The sequence below is a fragment of the Vibrio cholerae genome, assembly GCF_008369605.1.
In the GTDB taxonomy this organism is placed as follows: domain Bacteria; phylum Pseudomonadota; class Gammaproteobacteria; order Enterobacterales; family Vibrionaceae; genus Vibrio; species Vibrio cholerae.
This window is the reverse complement of record NZ_CP043554.1, coordinates 1343280-1362826: the sequence shown is the minus strand read 5'-3', so window position 1 is coordinate 1362826 and position 19547 is coordinate 1343280. Positions and strand designations below refer to the sequence as shown.

18 protein-coding genes are annotated in these 19547 nt (G+C 49.0%); 7 read left to right on the top strand and 11 right to left on the bottom strand.

Going from position 1 to position 19547, the window contains the following annotated elements; translation table 11 throughout:
• Positions 1–86: 86 nt before the first annotated feature.
• The 7 genes from F0316_RS06465 to F0316_RS06435 form a co-directional block, all read right to left on the bottom strand.
• The gene (locus tag F0316_RS06465; protein ID WP_001068360.1) at positions 87–437 is read right to left on the bottom strand and encodes a DMT family protein; all 351 of its coding nucleotides are present in this window, start codon (positions 435–437) and stop codon (positions 87–89) included.
• Between the two features lie 77 nt (positions 438–514).
• Positions 515–973: a DUF2127 domain-containing protein gene (locus F0316_RS06460; RefSeq protein ID WP_000072372.1), complete on the bottom strand. Its 459-nt coding sequence runs from the start codon at positions 971–973 to the stop codon at positions 515–517.
• Positions 974–1002: 29 nt separating this feature from the next.
• A complete protein-coding gene (gene yqfB, locus F0316_RS06455) occupies positions 1003–1320 on the bottom strand; it encodes a N(4)-acetylcytidine aminohydrolase (RefSeq protein WP_000115899.1) in 318 nt (105 codons plus the stop codon).
• A gap of 155 nt (positions 1321–1475) precedes the next feature.
• Entirely contained in the window at positions 1476–2297 is an 822-nt protein-coding gene (gene almG / locus F0316_RS06450; RefSeq protein WP_002023107.1) for a glycine--lipid A transferase AlmG, read from the bottom strand.
• A 1-nt stretch (position 2298) separates the two neighbouring features.
• Positions 2299–2535 carry a lipid A modification system glycine carrier protein AlmF gene (gene almF, locus F0316_RS06445; RefSeq protein WP_000806242.1) on the bottom strand — a complete coding sequence of 79 codons (237 nt, stop codon included), beginning with the start codon at positions 2533–2535 and terminating at the stop codon, positions 2299–2301.
• Positions 2519–4189 (bottom strand): lipid A modification system glycine--protein ligase AlmE, encoded by a 1671-nt coding sequence (almE, locus tag F0316_RS06440; RefSeq protein ID WP_149560318.1) that lies wholly within the window; start codon positions 4187–4189, stop codon positions 2519–2521. Before almE ends, almF begins: the two co-directional genes overlap by 17 nt.
• Before the next feature lie 63 nt (positions 4190–4252).
• Positions 4253–5125, bottom strand: coding sequence for a LysR family transcriptional regulator (locus F0316_RS06435; protein WP_001216246.1), 873 nt, complete (start codon positions 5123–5125; stop codon positions 4253–4255).
• Positions 5126–5243: 118 nt separating this feature from the next.
• Here F0316_RS06435 and F0316_RS06430 point away from each other — a divergent pair, with 118 nt between their 5' ends.
• Positions 5244–6794 (top strand): NADH-quinone oxidoreductase subunit L, encoded by a 1551-nt coding sequence (locus F0316_RS06430; protein ID WP_149560317.1) that lies wholly within the window; start codon positions 5244–5246, stop codon positions 6792–6794.
• Positions 6791–9310 (top strand): YbcC family protein, encoded by a 2520-nt coding sequence (locus F0316_RS06425; protein WP_000993482.1) that lies wholly within the window; start codon positions 6791–6793, stop codon positions 9308–9310. Before F0316_RS06430 ends, F0316_RS06425 begins: the two co-directional genes overlap by 4 nt.
• Positions 9311–9333: 23 nt before the next feature.
• Here F0316_RS06425 and F0316_RS06420 read toward each other — a convergent pair whose 3' ends face one another.
• Positions 9334–10212 carry a LysR family transcriptional regulator gene (locus F0316_RS06420; protein ID WP_002023111.1) on the bottom strand — a complete coding sequence of 293 codons (879 nt, stop codon included), beginning with the start codon at positions 10210–10212 and terminating at the stop codon, positions 9334–9336.
• A gap of 108 nt (positions 10213–10320) precedes the next feature.
• Between F0316_RS06420 and budA the strand changes: the two genes are divergently transcribed.
• From budA to F0316_RS06395, 5 genes are all read left to right on the top strand, one after another.
• Complete coding sequence (gene budA, locus F0316_RS06415) at positions 10321–11106, top strand: acetolactate decarboxylase (protein ID WP_001068896.1); 786 nt, start codon at positions 10321–10323, stop codon at positions 11104–11106.
• Between the two features lie 138 nt (positions 11107–11244).
• A complete protein-coding gene (alsS, locus tag F0316_RS06410; RefSeq protein ID WP_149560315.1) occupies positions 11245–12948 on the top strand; it encodes an acetolactate synthase AlsS in 1704 nt (567 codons plus the stop codon).
• Entirely contained in the window at positions 12945–13703 is a 759-nt protein-coding gene (locus F0316_RS06405; protein WP_149560314.1) for an SDR family NAD(P)-dependent oxidoreductase, read from the top strand. The genes alsS and F0316_RS06405 overlap by 4 nt, the downstream gene beginning before the upstream one ends.
• A 242-nt stretch (positions 13704–13945) precedes the next feature.
• On the top strand, positions 13946–14800 hold the full coding sequence (locus tag F0316_RS06400; protein WP_142727069.1) for an EAL domain-containing protein: 855 nt from the start codon (positions 13946–13948) through the stop codon (positions 14798–14800).
• A 151-nt stretch (positions 14801–14951) separates the two neighbouring features.
• A complete protein-coding gene (locus F0316_RS06395) occupies positions 14952–16172 on the top strand; it encodes a GGDEF domain-containing protein (RefSeq protein ID WP_172626041.1) in 1221 nt (406 codons plus the stop codon).
• A 17-nt stretch (positions 16173–16189) separates the two neighbouring features.
• Here the strand turns inward: F0316_RS06395 and galM are convergent, their stop codons facing one another.
• The 3 genes from galM to F0316_RS06380 form a co-directional block, all read right to left on the bottom strand.
• Positions 16190–17242, bottom strand: a complete 1053-nt coding sequence (galM, locus tag F0316_RS06390; RefSeq protein ID WP_172625973.1) for a galactose-1-epimerase — start codon at positions 17240–17242, stop codon at positions 16190–16192.
• A gap of 8 nt (positions 17243–17250) precedes the next feature.
• Positions 17251–18411: a galactokinase gene (galK, locus tag F0316_RS06385; RefSeq protein WP_172625972.1), complete on the bottom strand. Its 1161-nt coding sequence runs from the start codon at positions 18409–18411 to the stop codon at positions 17251–17253.
• Between the two features lie 65 nt (positions 18412–18476).
• Positions 18477–19541: a UDP-glucose--hexose-1-phosphate uridylyltransferase gene (locus F0316_RS06380; protein ID WP_053034502.1), complete on the bottom strand. Its 1065-nt coding sequence runs from the start codon at positions 19539–19541 to the stop codon at positions 18477–18479.
• Positions 19542–19547: the final 6 nt, after the last annotated feature.

Genomic DNA, 19547 nt, shown 5'->3' with positions numbered 1-19547 from the left:
AATTCGCCCCTCATTGGAGGGGCGAATTCTAGATATCATTACGGTTTTTATGCCGCTAAACGATCGATAAGGAGCCTAGATCAAGGTTAAGCAAACTTGCTGCGAAAGGCGAAATAGACCGCCCCAACCAGACAAAGCCCAGCCCACAAATAATCGAGCTTTAATGGTTCACGCAGATAAAAGACTGAGAAAGGCACAAACACCATTAAGGTAATCACTTCTTGCAAAATTTTAAGTTGCCCAACATTTAGCGCGGTATAACCAATTCGATTGGCGGGTACTTGCAGTAAGTATTCAAACAGCGCAATGCCCCAGCTCACCAACGCCGCAATAATCCACGGTTTGTTATTCAGCTCTTTAAGATGCGCGTACCAAGCAAAAGTCATAAACACATTGCTGCAAATCAGCAGACCGACACTGACCACAATCGGATTCATTTTTACTCTGTCCTCTTTGGATAACCGTCCCAAACTACGGCGCCGCTAGTCTATAGGAGCGCCATGCCGTTTGCATCTTACCTTTGCGGCACTTTATTGCGGATAATCCGATACATATAAAGCACAATAACTAGGTTAATCAGTAGAGCCGCCATACTGAATACACCAGGATGGGTAAACAACTCATACACTTCAAATGGCAGATAGATTGCTCCGCTGAGCAGTGCAAACCACTCCGTCCATAATAAGTTGTGCCAAAGACCATAAGCTTCAATCAAACGGATCGCACCATACACTAGCGCGCCTGCGGCCACCCAGTTCAAATTGAAATGGGTGAGAAGCCCCGCTTGGTGCAGTAATTTTTCTGACCAATAACTGGCAGGATTGAGGTGCAAGTGCTGCAACAGATCTAGCAACAACTGCTGTAGGCTATCGCCGGCAACATGGTGCAGCCCTAATCCCAACAGTAGCGACACAATCCCTTTGGTCGACTCTAAAATCGCGACCGCTTTTAAGCCTTGGTGTGTATTCGACATGCTTATTTCACCATGATTCTTGCGCTCGATTACTTCGCTAGTTGATAAGTAATGACATACAGCTCATCGATATTGGGGTAAATCTCTTGGATCAACGCCTTGAGTTTGGGTAATTCTATCGCTTCTTGCTCAGCGTGAAACTCGTTGATCTCATCAAACTTGAGCGGTTCAACCGCCAGAATATCTATCTCACACACTTTACGCTGGGTTTCTAAAGTGAACACTTCAACGCGAGTGCCGGGCACGTAATGGCTCTCCGATTTATCACGGATGGTGATGGTCTTCTGGCCAGAGGCCACCAAGGGGGTCAAAAATTCAAAAAAGGTAATTTGAGTTGGGACGGACATATTAAGAGCCTCGATAAATCGCGTATCAGGGGGGCTTTATGAAGCATTCCCCTAATGAGGTCAAGGGATTATCGAGGCTGTTTGTGTGATGAATCAGCGAATCGCGCGTGGCGCTCAATCATCCACATCAACTTCTTAGATACACCGAATTGCTTTTACTTAAAACGCCGATAAAGCCAGATCCACTGCTCGGGATGTGCGGTGATCGCTTGCTGCATCATGTCGGCTAACTGCTGCGCATCCTGCGCAATATTGCGACTTAAGTCATCGGTTTGGTGCAAGGCAAAGCGCGAGAAATGCAGTCTTTGCGTCATCCCCTCACTGAGCGCATAATGAAAATAGATCGGGCATGCGAGTTTATGCGCAAGGAAAAAAGGCGTTGCCGACAATTGTGTGGCTTGCCCAAACCAACGAACAGGCACACCTTCCGTTCGCATATCCGTATGTAACACCACCCATTCACCTTGTTTGATCCGCTGTGCTAACTCCAACATCAAGTTTTGTTTGCGTAGCAGATAGGGAACTCCGGCTAATTTCGCGGCTTGGGAGATCATGGCATTTTCATCCGGACGATCGCCTGAACTGCCCGCACCAAAAATGGTGACGGCTTTTTTACCTTGCTGGTTAAGCCACCAAGTCACCCCATCGTAAACGCCCATATGAGGACAAACGATAATACCGCCGCCTTGGTTATCTAGGATCTCTTGAACCAAGTCTGGCTGTTCAACTTGATATTGGTAACGCTGAAGATGGCAAAACCCGAGTAAATTCTTCAATGATAAGCGCGTGGATTGCTCAACAATGGCCTGCTTTTTTACGTCACTCAAATCAGGTAACGCGTAATTAAGTTGTGTTAAAGCCGCTGCCATTTTTTTCCGACTTATCGGCTTGGCCACGAGGCGGCATAAACCATTTTTTATCGACAGTGGTAAATAAAATAAGCCTGAGGTTAACGCTTTTAACCAAAAAATACGCACGTTATTCCCCTACTTCGCTCACTAACCAATCAATGACTTCATTGACTGACGATTCCATGGTTAATGGCATATCAAATAGATTAATTTGTGCCGAAAACTGGCTTTCTACTTTGGCGACAATATCGATGAAAGAGAAGGAATCAAACTCATCGAAAAATTTATTGGTGAGTATCGATGAAATACCCTCAATACTGGTTTGTAATCGCTCAATAAGAATATTTTCAATGGCTTGTTTCATATGTCTGACTCGCTAATTGTTGTTGTAAAGCTTTAATATCGGTTTTGCCATTGGCATTTCTTGGTAATTGTTCAATGGCATACCAACGCTTAGGCACAAAAGTCGGATTTAATTGTTGTTTGCATTGGCTCAACCACAGATCTGGTTGCCATTGGGTATGGGTATCCACAAACGCTACCGTGCCGCTGGCATAGCCCGACTCACTTAAAGGCCAAGGTACAATCGCCACGCTGTGCGCTTGAGTCACGCGGCGAACAACGGTTTCAATCTCTTCTAATTCCACCCGTTGTCCGGCAATTTTCACTTGGTGATCGCGGCGCCCAAGATGAATCAGCACGCCATTTGATTTAGTGACAATGTCACCTGAACGATACCAAATACGCCCTTCGTGCTGGAAAAAGGCATTTTGCGTATTCAGCGGATCATTCAGATAACCATTGACTAATTGTTTGCCCGACAGAAGTAATTCTCCGCGATACCCCTCGGGTGCAGATTCAAAGCGCATCAACTCACCTTGTTCGTTGATGATGGCTAAACACTCCTCTTCAAAAGCACGGCCAATCGGCACCGATGCCATACCTGAATGGGCGACAAATCGATGATAGGTAATGGCAATCGTGCACTCTGTTGGACCATACAGATTGATCACCGACTGCTGAGTGGCTTGTTGCCATTGTTCGGCTAAATCATGCAGCAAGGCTTGTCCGCAGAAAAAACTCAGTCGCAGAGAAGGTAAACTGTGTGGGGTTAAGGTTTGTCTTTGTAGGGCCAACTCAATAACAGTAGGCACAGAAAGCCATACCGTTAATTGATGGTGACGAATAAATTCCGCTGGACTTAATTTCGCTAATTCAGGCACAACATATAAACAAGCACCAGAGATCAAACTGTAAAAAATATCATGTACCGAAAGATCAAAAGTCAAATCAGAATATTGTCCCACTCGATCTTGCGCATTGAGTGGAAATAGTTTGTCAATTTGGCTGATATAGCTATGCAAATTACTGTAACTGACCGCAATACGTTTGGGCTTACCAGTCGAACCTGAGGTTTGCATGATATAAGCGTACTCATGTTCATTATCTAAATGGTATTTCGCTACCAGTAATTCCACATCTTGTTCGGTTATCTGCACTGTGTGAAAAGTGTGCTGAGGATATTGCTGACGTAACAGTTCCATATCCACATCAGGCAGCGCATAAATGTGTAATCGATCTATGCAAGTCTCAAGTAAGGAGGACAAACGACTCAATTGCTGCGCGTCTACCATGATGGAATCACATTGTGTCGCGATCAGCGTCTCTTGAAGCTGTTCTGTTGTTGCTCGCGCATTGAGCGGAATATAAGTCATACCGCCCAAATAGCTCGCCCAAATCGCAGAATAAGCCGCGAGATCGCGTACCGAAAGGATCGCAACTCGCTGCACGCCCTGTAAATGCCAATAGTCACTCAATGAGAGTGCCATATCGGTCATCTCTTGATAGGTGTAGGTTTTCTGTTTAACCCATAATGCAGGGGCATGTCGGTTAGCCTGAATAGCCGCCAAAATAGAGTGTCTTGTCTCGCAGTACATCGCCATTTTATTGATAAATTGGTTATGCACGACACCATAACCCTCTCTCTGTAACAAATCTGTCGCAGAATTGTATGGCATTGTCAGCTACCGAGCGCCCGACCTCCTTTCTATGGCGCGAAGGTCTACAACCTATAATCGCAACTAGTTGTCGAGCAACCGATTGACAATAGACATATCAAAATGGCGTTTCGTGGTGATCGCGTAGAAGCTTTCGGTCACCGCGTCCAGTGTTCCGTAATTGCACAGCCGCCCTGTTTCAATTTCATCTTGTACCACGACCTCGGGCACCACAGTGACGCCTTCCACATCGCGCGCCAATAGACGCAACATCGCCATATCATCGACTTCCGCGTAGGGCGTTACCGCTAACCCTAACTGTTCACAATACAGATCAAATTGCAGCCGAATTTCACTGCTTGCCCCCGGCACCAAGGTTTTCACTTTAGGTAAATCCTGCGGAAATTGATAACGGCGCAAAGTGTCGCTCGGCGGTCCGACAAGGCAGACACTTTGCTGTGCAATGCGCTTACAACGCCAAGGCTGCGTTGAGTCACTCGGTACCGGACGATTGGAAAGGATCAGGTCGAGCTTATGCATTTGTAACTGACCTAGAAGATCTTCCAAGGTAGAGGAAGACAAGATAAGCCGCACATCCGATTTACCGAGCACAGGACGTAAAAAGTTTTCCTGAAAGTTTCGCGATAAGGTCGCCACCGAGCCAATCCTTAATTGCTGTACCCGTTGTAATTCACCGCTCTCCATGATCGAAAGCAGCTCGCCGCTCAAGTTAAATATGCTTTCGGCATATTCCAGAACCAAATGCCCAACTTCGGTGAGCTGCAAACTGCGCCCTTGGCGCACAAACAGATCATGCCCCAATTGACCTTCTAACTGACGAATTTGTGAAGAAAGCGCCGATTGTGACACATTGAGTTGCTGCGCAGCACGAGTGAGATGCCCCTCTTTAGCCACAGTCCAGAAGTAATGTAAATGGTGAAAATTCAGATGTCGCATCGCTTTGTTCTCTTTTATAGAACGTTTTGTTAATAACAATATATTTTACTTACTCATTCCTTCGCAACCACAATAGCACCACCGATAACATCTTATTTTTCAATCAGGAGGCCGACCCATGTCGGAACTGTCACCCCAGTGGCTCCTTGTTAGTTTGTATCTTGGTGGCCTTGTATTGAGCTTATGGTTACCTCAACAGCAGTGGCGTATCGCCAAGTTCGCCACTCTCGCCGGCTTCATCGCCATGCTTGGAAATACCCTTTTTGCGATAGGGCAAGCGAGCATCAACCTAGTCCCTGTCGATGGATTAGGTGTCGTGATGGTGCTACTCGTCTCGCTCCTAGGCTGGGTGATAACCCGCTTCGCCCATCGTTATCTGCAAGGCGAAGCGCAGCAAGCGCGTTTTGTCACCGCCACGCTGTTTACCCTAAGCTGCGTAGCCTTGTTGGTCACCAGTCAGCATCTGCTTGTGATCGTGCTGGCGTGGAGCGGAACCAGCGTTGGCCTACATCGTCTCCTGACCTTTTACCCAGAGCGCAAAGCCGCACGCGTGGTGGCACACAAAAAATTCTTAGTCAGCCGTTTTGCCGAAATCTGTTTGTTGTTAGCGCTCGGTTTGATCTATCTCGATGTCGGTAGCTTGTCGCTACAAGAGATTCACTTCGCGTTAAACGCGCAGGATTCGCTGCCACTTAGCTTAACTGGGGCTGCGTTGTTACTCGCCTTCGCTGCTATCTTAAAAACCGCTCAGTTACCTCTGCACGGCTGGCTGATTCAGGTGATGGAAGCGCCAACGCCAGTCTCGGCGTTATTGCATGCGGGTGTGGTTAACATGGGGGGATTCGTTCTGCTGCGCGTCGCAGAACTGATTGGGCTTGCTCCTTCGGCGCAATGGTTGCTGGTGATCGTCGGTAGCCTCACTGCGGTGCTCGCTGGCATGGTCATGCTGACTCGGATCAGCATTAAAGTTCGTTTAGCTTGGTCAACGTGCGCGCAAATGGGCTTTATGCTGATGGAAATCGGCTTAGGCTTATATGAGCTCGCCCTGCTCCATTTGGTGGCGCATTCACTTTATAAAGCTTATGCCTTCCTAAGTTCTGGCGAAGCGGTGGAGCGAGCACGTCTGCATGATTTTCAAGCCCCACAAAGTGTCAATGGTAAAGCCGTGGGGGCTTTGCTCGCGGTAGGGCTCAGCGCAGCGCTTATCCTGATACTGCACCATTTATGGCAATCCTTAACACCCAATTTGCATCTACCCAATGCGGTGGTCGCGATTCTCGCCTTAGGTTTTGCTCCGCTACTTTGGCAAAGTGGACGTTTTACACCAAGTGGCTTGAGCCTCGGTGTGCTGCGGGTTGCCCTACTCACACAACTCTATTTCGTATGGCATCTGCTGTTTGCGGGTTTAGCACCCGAGCTGCGCCCCGCTAGCCCACTCGCGCTGAGCTTTGTGATGTTCTGTTTTATCACTTTGTATCTGATGCAAGTGCTGCTCTGCCTCTATCCTAAAAGCCGTTTATCACTGTGGCTCTATCCTTGGGTTTACCATGGTTTTTATCTTGATGAGACTTTTACGCGCCTGACCTTCAAATATTGGCCCGTGCAATTAACTCTGCCTACCGCTCTTTCATCAACTCAAGCGCAACCGACGACAGGAGAACGCGTATGAATGCGCCACGTTCGCTCTCAGCTTTAAGCACCACCGCTAACCCAGCATTATCAACACTTGTCGAACAAGTCTGCGCCTTGATTGCTCCTAACTGGCCGCTGGATCGCATGATTGCGGTGAGTCCTTATTGGAAACGGATTGATAAGCCCTTTGCACAAGCTGCCGCCGAGCTCAAACAATTGGCCGCCTCACCCATGACCATGACGCTCAGTGATTACCACCTTCGTTGGCAAAATAAGCAAATCCAATCAGCGGATTTGCAACAAGCCATCGCTGAACAAAACAGTGACCTTAGCGAATCCACCTTGATTGCCGCTTTACAACAGCCAACAGCGCCGAGTCATCCTTGGCCATTGCTGTGCGACACCGTCGATAGCCAGCGTGATCTTGAGCATCATCCCGCATGGAATGACGCCATCACCCATCAAATTTCGCAATTTTGCGCCGCCTATTTTGACCATCATCAAGCCGATTGGAGCCCAGATCAGCAAACCGGACTCTTTGCCACTTGGCGTGAGGCGATGATCCACGATCGCAGCATTACGCTGCTGCTCAACGAGACAAGCGTAAAACAAAAAGCCACCAAGCTTCCCGAGGATGCCATGGCCGCCATCGAGCAAACTCTAGCGCAACTCGCTATTGCCCCTACGCAGCAAGAAACGTATTTACAAGCCGTGTTAATGCGCATCAGTGGCTGGGCATCCTGGTGTGCTTATCTCGCATGGCAGGCAGGGTTTGAGGGTCGGCACGATGAGCACCTTCGCGATCTGTTGGCGATTCGTCTCTGCTGGGAGAACTTACTTGATGATGGTGAGCGCGGCATGGGCTCTGTGTGGTTACAGTGGCAGCAATCTTGGGCACCGCGCCAATCGTGCGAGGAGGATCGCGCACTACGCATTGCGCTACTGTGGCAACGCAGTGCGGAAATCGCCTATCAGCGCCAGCTCTTTGCTGCGCTGACATCAGTACAAGAGTCGGCTCCCCAATCAAGTTATCCCGAGGTGCAAGCGGCTTTTTGTATCGATGTGCGTTCAGAAGTCATTCGCCGCCACTTAGAAGCGCAATCACCCAATATTCAAACTCTTGGCTTCGCAGGCTTTTTTGGCTTACCGATCCGCTATCAGTTATTGGGCACCGAAGCAAGCCGCCCACAGTTACCGGGCTTATTAGCGCCGAGCTTGACCGTCTCTGACAGCACAGGGGATGAAGATCAAGACGCGAAATTGGCCTTGCGTCGCCGTGCTCGACTCAAGCGACACTTTAGCTGGCGCGCGTTTCATCACCTCCCCGCCTCCACGTTTACTCTGGTGGAAACCACAGGGTTGGCTTATTTAACCAAGCTCCTTAAACGCACCTTATCCTACCCTGCATCAAGCGCATCGGTGGAGCGTTTCGCCTTTACGGAACATGAGTGGCAGAGTGTCAAACCGCAATTCACGCGCGATCCACAGACGTTAGCGCAGCGTGCTCAAATGGCGGCCAACATTCTGCAAGCGTTGGGGATCGCCACCGAGCAAGCACGCTTGGTGCTACTCGTGGGACACGGCTCACAGACGCAAAATAATCCGCAGCGTGCAGGGCTGGATTGTGGAGCCTGCTGCGGTCAAAGCGGTGAAGTCAACGCTCGCACATTAGCAGCATTACTGAATGATCAGGCGGTGCGCCAAGCGTTGCCTGAATATGGAATTTCGCTGCGCGATGACGTCCACTTTATCGCGGCGCTACACAACACCACGACAGAATCGATGACGCTTTTTGATCGCCATGAGATCCCAACAAGCCATCGCGAGGCGCTAGAACAACTTGATCAGCAGCTCACTGCCGCCAGCCATGGCGCACGTCAAGAACGCGCGCCAAGTCTTGAATTGAATCACAACCACCAAGCGCCTCAGAGCAAGGACAACGCCCTATCTGCCCCGCAATTGGAGCAAGCGTTTCTGCGTCGAGCCCATGATTGGGCGCAAACTCGCCCTGAGTGGGGTCTGACCAACAATGCCGCTTTTATCATTGCACCGCGGCAACGTTCAAAGCAGGCGAAACTCGATGGCCGAGTGTTTTTGCATGAATACCAACCGGAGCGCGATCCCGAAGGGCAATTACTGACACAAATTATGACGGCCCCGATGTTGGTCACACACTGGATTAACATGCAGTATTTTGCCTCCACCGTCGATAATCGCCGTTTCGGCAGTGGCAATAAAACTTTGCATAATGTGGTAGGAGGAAATATCGGCCTTTTTGAAGGCAACGGCGGCGATCTGCGCTGTGGCTTAGCCCTGCAATCGCTGCATGATGGACAAGGATGGCGACATGAAGCCTTACGCCTCACTGTGGTGATTGATGCGCCACGCGAACGGATTGAGCAAGTGATGGCTTCACACCGCGTGGTTGAACATTTGGTTAAGCATGAATGGCTCTATCTGGCCCGTTTTGCTGATCAAGGGATTGAGATATATCGCCAAGGCACTTGGCAACGCATCACTCAGCCCAGCTCAGGTTGTCCACAATCTCGGTAGAGAGGGAGAGAGAACTGGATAATTCACTCCCCCATACACGCAATGCAGCGATTGAGTAAGGGGTGGTGATGTCCGGCATCGGAAACGATAGCAACCTGACTGACAAACGGCATATCTTGAATCGTCTTCACCACCACCGAATGGTCAAGATGATCTGTGAGCGATAAAGGAACGATCGCAATGCCAAACCCAGCTTGCGCCATAGTAATTGCCGTTCTTAACTGTGGCGCAGCATACGATCGCGCGATATTGACACCGGCTGCGCTGAATGCGGCTTCAATATTGTCGTACAGGGCCGGGCCGACCTCTCGTGGAAACATCAATACATTTTCATGGTTAAGCTGGATGAGCTGAATCTTTTCCACTTCCGCTAACGTATGCACGGCGGGGAGCACCGCCACAAATGGGTCATCAAATAATATCTTTCGCCGTAGCGCTTCACTGGCATAACAAGGTAAACGCATAAATGCGATATCCAACTGTTTTTCTTGGATCATTCTAGCCAACTCTGGCATCGGATGTTCTACGGCGATCAATTGTAGATCTGGAATCGTTTCATGCAGTTGGCGCACTTTTTCTAATACCACAGAACTGCTGGCGGTTGAGGCAGCAAAGCCTAAACGCAGTTCAAGATGCTCTCCCCTTGCCCTTTGTCTAACTCGATCTTTGGCTCGTTCAACTTGTTGGAGAATGCTGGTCGCATCCTGATAAAAAAGCTCACCAGAGGGCGTCAACTCAACGCCTCGTGATAATCGTTTGAAAAGATTGACGCCAAGCTCTTCTTCTAACTTTTTGATTTGCTGACTTAAAGGTGGCTGGGCTATGCCAAGTTGCTCCGCCGCACGCGTGAAATGTTTTGCCTCTGCGACGGCCGCAAAGTACTTCATGTAACGAAATTCCATCAACCACCCATATATTTTCTATATCAAAATAAATCTTATTTATATTGGATTTAGCGCCACTAAGAAGTCAACCTAAATATACACACAGATTCATATTAGAGTTGACTTATGAACCCTTTACTCTCTGCCCACTGTTCATGCTCACAAGAGATTGCTCAGCAATTTGCCCACTATCAACACATCAGTGGTGAAGGCGAGATTTATCAAACCTCATTGATGAGCGCCTTAATCGCTGGGGTTTATGAAGGTGCAACCACCATAGCGCAACTTTTAGAACATGGGGACTTTGGTCTTGGTACGTTTAATGAACTGGATGGCGAATTGATCGCATTTGATCGGCAAGTCTTTCAACTGCGCGCTGATGGTTCTGCCCAACCCGCACATCCTGAGCAGCAAACGCCTTTCGCCGTTTTTACTTTTTTTAAAGCGGATATTGAGCTGCCCATTACCGAGCGCATGACCCGTGAACAAGTGCATCAGTTGATTGACCGATTAGTCCCGAGCGACAACCTATTTTGTGCGATTCGCATTGATGGCACCTTTCCGAGTGTGCAGACCCGTACTGTACCTAAACAGCAGCGGCCCTATCGACCTATGTTAGAGGTGGTTAAACAGCAGCCCGTTTTTCGTTTTCAACAGCAACATGGCGTGATTGCCGGATTTCGCAGCCCGCAATACACCACAGGTATCAACGTGCCCGGCTACCACGAACATTTTATTACTCAGCAACGTACGGGTGGCGGACACATTCAAGATTACATCATCCGTTCTGGATTCTTACAAATTGGGCGAGTTTCGCGTTTGGTGGTCGACACTCCGGTGTCTCGTGACTTTCTTGAGGCGAACCTCACCCCTAATAACATCCGTACTGCCATCGAAGCAGCGGAAAAATAATCGCCCAACCGTGAAATGCTTGTGATTGGCGGCGAAAGCGCTCTCCTGTTGCGATTATCTCCGTGCAGGAAGTGCCCATCCACCTAGCGCGAAACAACTTTCACTTAGGGTGTAACGTCAGGTAACTAAGGATCACTTATGCAATCCAACATTCACTTGCGCAGCGGAGCACAACTTATCGCCCAACAGCTTGAAGCTATTGGTGTGCGTTATGTCTTCGGCATTCCGGGGGCCAAAATCGACCGTCTTTTCGACGCGATTGAGGATACCAAAATCCAAATGATCCCAGTCCGTCATGAAGCGAATGGCGCTTTTATGGCGGGTATTATGGGGCGTCTTTCAGGTCGAGCGGGAGTTACCTTAGCCACATCTGGCCCCGGCTGCGGCAACCTTGTAACAGGCGTTGCGACAGCCAATTCTGAAGGCGATCCGATGATCGCTATTGGCGGCGCAGTCAAACGTGACTATCAACAAAAGCAGACCCACCAGAGCATGGATACGGTGAGTATTTTTCGTTCTATCACCAAATACAGTGCCGAAATTCAACATGTCGATGCCACCAGCGAAATCATGGCTAATGCATTTCGTCTCGCCGAATCGGGTCGCCAAGGCGCGTGTTTTATCAGCGTACCGCAAGATGTGCTGGCCGATAAAACCTCAAGCGAAATTATTATCCCCAGTGCTTACCAGCCCACGGCTGAAGCCGACCCAGACAGTTTGCAGGAAGCCGTAGAACGGATTCAAAAAGCGCAGCGCTGCGTCGTATTACTCGGACTGCATGCCAGCCACCAAGCCACTGCTGAAGCGGTCAGCGCTTTTTTACATAAAACCCAGTTACCTGTCGTGGGCACCTACCAAGCCGCTGGCGCAGTAGACATCAACTACTATCACCATTTCGCCGGACGAGTCGGCTTATTCAATAATCAGCCCGGAGATGTGCTGCTTAAAGAGGCCGATTTGATCATCACCATCGGTTTTAATCCGATCGAGTACGATCCTGAGCTATGGAATAGCCAGCGCTGCCCTATCGTTCATATCGATATTGAGCCTGCGCAGTATCAAATCCACTACCAGCCATGCCTACAAATTGTCGGTAACATTGCCAGTAATTTGGCGGCACTCTGCCGCCCACTACCCGGTTTTACTCGCCTCTCCCCGACTGCATTAGCGATTTTGGAAGAAGTGACTCAGCAGCGTCACGCCATCAAAGCCTATCCTTTGCGCTATCAAAATGCGGGATTTCATCCGCTAACCTTGATTAAGACCATGCAAGCGATCATCAAACCCGATACCACCCTCTGTCTCGATATGGGGAGTTTCCACATATGGATTGCGCGCTATCTGAGCTGTTTTCGTGCACGGCAGATGCTGGTATCTAACGGACAGCAGACCATGGGCGTTGCCCTACCTTGGGCGATTGCGGCCAGCTTACTCAAACCCGGCCATAAAGTCGTTTCGGTATCCGGTGACGGCGGCTTTATGCAATCAAGCATGGAGATCGAAACCGCGGTGCGCCTCAAATGCAATATCGTACACATCATTTGGGCCGATAACGCTTACAACATGGTCGAGATGCAGGAATTGCAGAAATACCGTCGCGCTGCTGGGGTAAAATTCGGCCCTATTGATTTTAAAGCCTACGCCGAATCCTTTGGCGCTCGAGGCTACGCCATCACGCAACCCGATCAGTTGCTCCCTACTCTGCGCCAAGCGATGGAAGTCGAGGGCCCTGCCGTCGTCGCGATTCCAGTCGATTACTCGGATAACCCCAAATTGATGCAAGCGCGCACCGAAGCCAATCAAGATCCCGTATTTCAAACCCTAGAAGGAGTTTTCGCATGAGAGGTTTAACCCATAAAGTCGCCTTAGTGACAGGTGCCGCTAACGGTATTGGACTGGCGATTGCCGAACGTTTATATCAAGAAGGCGCAACCTTAGCGCTGGCTGATTGGAATGAAGAGCAGTTAGCCATTGTGATTGAGCAGTTTGATTCTGCGCGAGTTTACGCGCAAAAAGTCGATGTCTCGGATCCCGAACAGGTGCAAGATTTAGTACGTAAAACGGTCGAGCGTTTCGGGCGTCTAGATATTCTCGTCAACAACGCAGGGATTCATATTCCGGGCACAGTGTTGGAGTGCAGCGTGCAAGATTGGCGACGCATCGCCTCGGTTAATATAGATGGAGTGGTCTACTGCGCAATGCATGCATTACCTGAGCTAATAAAAACGCGCGGCTGCATGGTGAATACGGCGTCCGTGTCCGGCTTAGGCGGTGACTGGGGCGCAGCCTTCTACTGCGCGACTAAAGGTGCGGTAGTCAATTTCACTCGCGCTCTAGCACTGGATCACGGTGCGCAAGGTGTACGCATTAACGCGGTATGTCCAAGTTTGGTGAAAACCAATATGACCAACGGCTGGCCACAAGCGATCCGCGATCAATTCAATGAACGCATCGCTTTAGGCCGAGCCGCAGAACCAAAAGAAATAGCCGCCGTCGTCGCCTTTTTAGCCAGTGATGATGCCTCGTTTGTCCATGGGGTGAATCTTCCCGTTGATGGCGGTGCCACCGCCTCCGACGGGCAACCTAAAATCGTTTAGCCTCATTGGCCTCGTGATGAATAACCCTAGCCAGATCTGAGAGCGCCGAAAGGCGCTCTTTTTATCGCCACAAGATCTCCGTTACTGAGTGTTCATATCGTCAGCATCACGGACTTTGACTTAAAACAACAAAAGCACACACTGGATCCTTTACCGCAAAAAATCGGCCATTAATTAATAAAAATGTCACAACAACCGACTAGTGTTTGAGCCGTTTAATGCATAAGTACTAGTGGACAACCATGAATCACATCCACCCCTACCAAAATGAATTGAGTGATATTTTGCGCAAACAGCGCATTACCCCGTTATTCCAACCCATTGTGCACCTTGCGAGCGAGCGTGCTATAGGGTACGAGTCGCTCAGTCGAGGCCCTCAACAAAGTCCTCTTCATACGGCGGGTTCTCTGTTTGAAGCGGCTGAACAGTGCCAGCGCTTACCCGAGTTAGAGAAAATTTGTGTACACAAGGCGGCGGCAGCTTGGTCAAGCTTCGGAATCGATTCACAGCTTTTTATCAACCTGAGCCCAGATATGTTGCTGCATTCACAACAGCACCAGTGGGAATTACCACAATTGATGCAGCGTCACCGTCTATCCGCCAATCAGGTCGTGTTTGAAATTTCTGAGCGCACCCCTGCATTGCAGTTGGATGAGTTGAAAAACTCGGTTCAACATCTACAAGCACAAGGATTTTCAATAGCGATTGATGATATGGGCTCTGGGTATTCAGGATTAAAACTGTGGTCTGAATTACAGCCGGATTTTGTGAAAATTGATCGCTACTTTATCCATAACATTGACAGTAACCCAATCAAACTGAAATTTGTGCGTAGTTTGGTACAACTAGCAGAACAACTTGATTGCCAATTAATTGCAGAGGGAGTAGAAACGCGCTCCGAACTTTTGGCCATAGCGGATTTAGGTATCGAGTTAGTCCAAGGGTATTTATTCGGTCGCCCTCAACTTACGCCTCAGCGAATATCTCATTCGCAGAGTTTTTCCTCTGCCACGGTCTTAAACATCGAGTCAGCTCGTACAGAAACGCCTCTTCAGTACCTAATGTTTCAAGATACTCCACGTATGTCTGCGTTATAGCCTCAAGTTATCTCGTGCTTACTTGCTGGGAAACCAAGGATTGGGATTAGCGTATATACACCGGATGTGATGAATAAAAAGAATGATGGATACAGATAACCGCTGGAGAATTGCGCTTCGCTCTATACGCGGAGAACTGATCATTATCGGGATGATAGCGGTCAGCATAGTATTGATTAACACGCCTAAGTTATTGTTTGAAGATAAGATCCACGCTTATGAAAAAGAGCAATTGCAACTGACTGTCGCACTACAGAAAACCCGTATTGACTACGCAAGCTTGATTCTAGAACATCTAAAAACCCACTCGTTGACTCCACAGTTGCAAGAATTCTTCAATCTGTACCATGGCAATTTATGTGTGCTGGATGAGAATTCCCCACAACAATGCCCGTTGAGCATTATCGATGCGGTTCAATCCACCACTTCAGCAAGTGATTTTGTCGCTTCTACCTCAGTAAACATCACGTTTGCAGAAGGTTCTATCCTATTTTTTCAAGTGCAAGGCAAACAGATCCGAGTGCTATGGTTCAACCATGCTTCATTTTGGCCAGCACCACAGAAAAACATCAGCTTGGTCTTGGTTCGCGGTAATCACATTCAGTTCTTAGATAATCCGATTGCACACTATAACGCTCTACTGAATTACACGATTTTGCGCCACCGAGATGATTACGGGACTTTGCAGTTTGAAAACATGGAGTTGAGCTTTCTTCGTTGGCACTTTGGTGAATATCAATTGATCAGTGTGTTTAACGACAAAGTACGCTTGTTTAATCTTATTTACTGGGTAATGTCGGCCAGTTTAACCCTGTTACTGACTTTGACTTGGTTCCTCACTCGACTCAATCTACAAAAAGTGGCGGCGCAGCGTCATGTTTATATCGACAACTTAACTCGGCTCAATAACCGACATTTTCTGAATAAAATCAGTACTAAGTTTATTGAACACCCTCACTCCATTGCCGCGATGATCGACATCGATCACTTTAAGAAAATTAATGACCAATATGGGCACATTACCGGAGATCGCATTCTACAGGCGGTGGCCTCTTGTCTGCGCAAAAATGTCCGAGATGGAGACACCATTATCCGCTTTGGTGGAGAAGAGTTTTTACTATTGTTCCAAGCCCATTCAAACAAAGAAGCTTGGCACATGCTCGACCGATTGCGTCAGCGAGTTAAAGACGATCATAGCTTGTACGGAACAACGATTTCGATTGGTTTTACTTTTATCGATGGTAGTTTACCCGCTGCTATTTCGCGGGCAGATACTGCACTCTATCAAGCAAAAGAAGCAGGACGTAACCAAGTGATTGCCGACAGCGAGAAAGAGAATGACTCAGCAGCAGATTTACCAATTCAGTGCTGAGCCTTATGCCCAAGATGTTAAAAAACAAACTGATAGCGTGTTTGATAGCGATAAACTTCTCCGGGTTGCAAGATGCAGCTCGGTTGCGGCCATTCTGGATGACGAGGGGAATCGGGTAAAAACTGCGTTTCTAAAGCGAGGCCTGCATAATCTTTGTAGTGCGAACCAAGGCGATTGGGTGTTCCCGCCAACCAATTACCGGTATAAAGCTGCATAGCAGGTTTATCCGTACTGACGAGCAGTTGCACTTTCTCATCGGCAGACCAGACCTTAGCGATGGGTGTGTGCATATCACGCTCTGGCGCAAAGAAATAACTGTGGTCATAGCCTTTCGCACGGATTTGCTGTTTATCTTGAAGCAAATCTTCCCCAACCCTTTTCGGTTGAGTGAAATCAAAACCGCTACCCAGTACCGATTGCAACTCCCCGAGCGGGATACCCGAGGCATCCGTTGGTAAGAACTGCTTTGCATCAATCCAGAGCTGATGATTGAGGCAATCACTACCTTGCTCAGCGCCATTCAAATTAAAGTAGGCGTGGTTCGTCAGATTCACGGCGGTCGCACGATCGGTGGTGGCTTGGTAGTCGATATTCACCCCACCTTGCTCATCCAACCGGTAGGTCACTGCAACGTGGAGGTTGCCCGGAAAGCCTTGTTCTCCGTCAGCAGAAAGCAGTTGAAAGGTCACATGCTGTGCGCTTTGCTGCGTGATTTGCCAGCGACGACGATCAAACCCTACAACGCCACCGTGTAACGTATTGCCAGCTTGATTGACCGACAAAGCATATGTTTGTGTCCCTATCTTGAGTTCGCCACGCGCAATCCGATTGGCATAACGCCCCACCGTTGCGCCTAAATAACTGCCTTGGCGCACAAAATCATCCATGTTGCTTACGCCAAGTAGCACTTCTCTTGATTCATCGCCCATCGGTAGAGTGCAACTGAGCCAAGTGGCACCGATATCCATCACTACCACACGCATACCGCGGCGGTTAGTGAGCTCAATAAGCTTGGCAGGCTGACCATCATAGGCGGCCTGCGCTGTCATGCTGGTGAATAACGCGTTCATCTCTAACCTTATGCAAGCTCAACCAATCCCGCGCCCGAAGTTGCATTGCAGACATAGATCGATGCCTTCAGCCCTGTCGCAGCTTCATAGTGTTCAGCCACCGCTTGCTGCACCGCTTCTACTTGCTTCGGGTGTACAAGGGCCACCACACAACCACCAAAGCCGCCGCCAGTCATCCGCACACCGCCTTGATCGCCAATCACAGATTGAACAATCTCGACCAGCGTATCTATCTCCTTGACAGTGATTTCAAAATCATCACGCATCGAAGCGTGAGAAGCGGCCATTAACTCGCCTAAGCGCGGCATGTTTCCTTCACGCAGGGCCTGAGCGGCATGTAAAGTGCGTTCATTTTCCGTGATGACATGGCGCGCACGTTTGGCCACCACAGGATCAAGTTCGGCCTGCTTTGCAGTCAATTGCGCCAAAGTGACATCGCGTAGCGCTTTCACACCAAAAGTTTTGGCTGCGGCTTCGCATTGCTGACGACGGGTATTGTATTCACTCTCCACCAAGCCGCGTTTTTTATTGGAATTGAGGATCACCACTGCCATCTGCTCTGGCATCGCAACGGCCTCGGTTTGCAAGCTACGACAATCAAGCAACATGGCATGGTTCGCTTGCCCCTGCGCCGAGATCATCTGATCCATAATGCCGCAGTTACAACCGACAAACTGGTTCTCCGCTTGCTGGCCATTGAGGGCGATCTCCGCCTGACTGATTTTTAGCTGGTAAAGCTCTTTAAAAGTTTGCCCAATCACGACTTCTAAAGCCGCCGAGGAACTGAGACCCGCCCCTTGAGGTACGTTACCTGAGACCACAATATCGGCCCCATTAAACTCAAAACCACGTTCAATCAAGCACTTAATGACACCGCGAATGTAGTTCGACCACATTTTTTTAGGCTGAAAGGCAATCTCTTCTCGCAGGTCAAATTCGTCCGTGTCATTGTCGTAATCGACGGCGACCAAACGCACTCGTGAGTCTTCCCGTTTGGCTGCAGCTACGACGGTTTGGTAGTTAATCGCGCAAGGCAGCACAAAGCCATCGTTGTAGTCGGTGTGCTCACCGATCAAATTGACCCGCCCCGGAGCTTGCACAAGGTGTGTAGCATCATAGCCAAAGAGTTGTGCAAAGGTTGTAGTCACGTTTTGGATTAATTCAGACATAGGGCTTCTCACTTTAAATGGGGAGAGCGGCGCTGGCGTTGGTGCTGCTCCGCTCAAAATATCTGTTATTGATGGTTATGCTGTTCTTTGTAGTGAATATCACTCACCGCGCGTAAACGCTCTGCGGCCTGCTCTGCGGTTAAATCACGTTGGCTTTCTGCCAGCATTTCATAGCCAACCATAAACTTGCGAATGGTTGCGCTACGTAGCAGCGGCGGATAAAACAGCGCGTGCAACTGCCAGTGGTGAATGTCGGTACCCGCTTCAAAAAATGGCGCAAAGTGCCAGCCCATCGAATACGGAAAAGCACATTGGAATAAATTGTCGTAGCGGCTAGTCAGTTTTTTGATGGCAAGTGCAAGATCATCACGCTGCTCATCATTGAGCTCACTCATCCGGCGAATATGAGTTTTGGGCAACAACAGGGTTTCAAACGGCCAAGCCGCCCAATAAGGCACCACCGCTAACCAATGTTTGGTTTCCACCACGGTTCTCGCGCCATCTTTTAGCTCCGCTTGTACGTAATCCACCAGCAAATTGCGGCCATATTGTTGGTAATAAGCCTTGAGGTGCTGCTCTTTGCGTTCTATTTCGTTGGGTAAAAAACTGTTCGCCCAGATCTGTCCATGGGGATGCGGCTGAGAGCAGCCCATAGTTTCACCTTTGTTCTCAAAAGCTTGCACCCAAATATACTCTCTACCGAGCTCTTCGATTTGTTCGTTCCATGTCTCTATCACGCCACGAATCTTATGCACGGGTAACTCTGGCAGCGTTTTGCTGTGATCAGGTGAAAAACAGATCACCCGACTCAAACCACGAACGCCTTGAGTTTTGAACAGCGGATTATCGGACTCTGGCGCTGCTGGAGAATCCGTCATCAGCGCAGCAAAATCGTTATTGAACACATAAGTGCCGCTATAGTTGGGATTGACATCCCCAGAAATACGAGCATTGGTTGGACACAAAAAGCATTGCGCATCATAGCTGGGCAACTCAGCGAGCGCCGGTTTCTCATCGGCCCCACTCCATGGACGCTTTGCTCGGTGAGGTGAAACGAGGATCCACTGCCCAGTCAATGGGTTATATCGACGGTGTGGATGATCGACAGGATTAAACTTAAGCTCAGACATGAACAC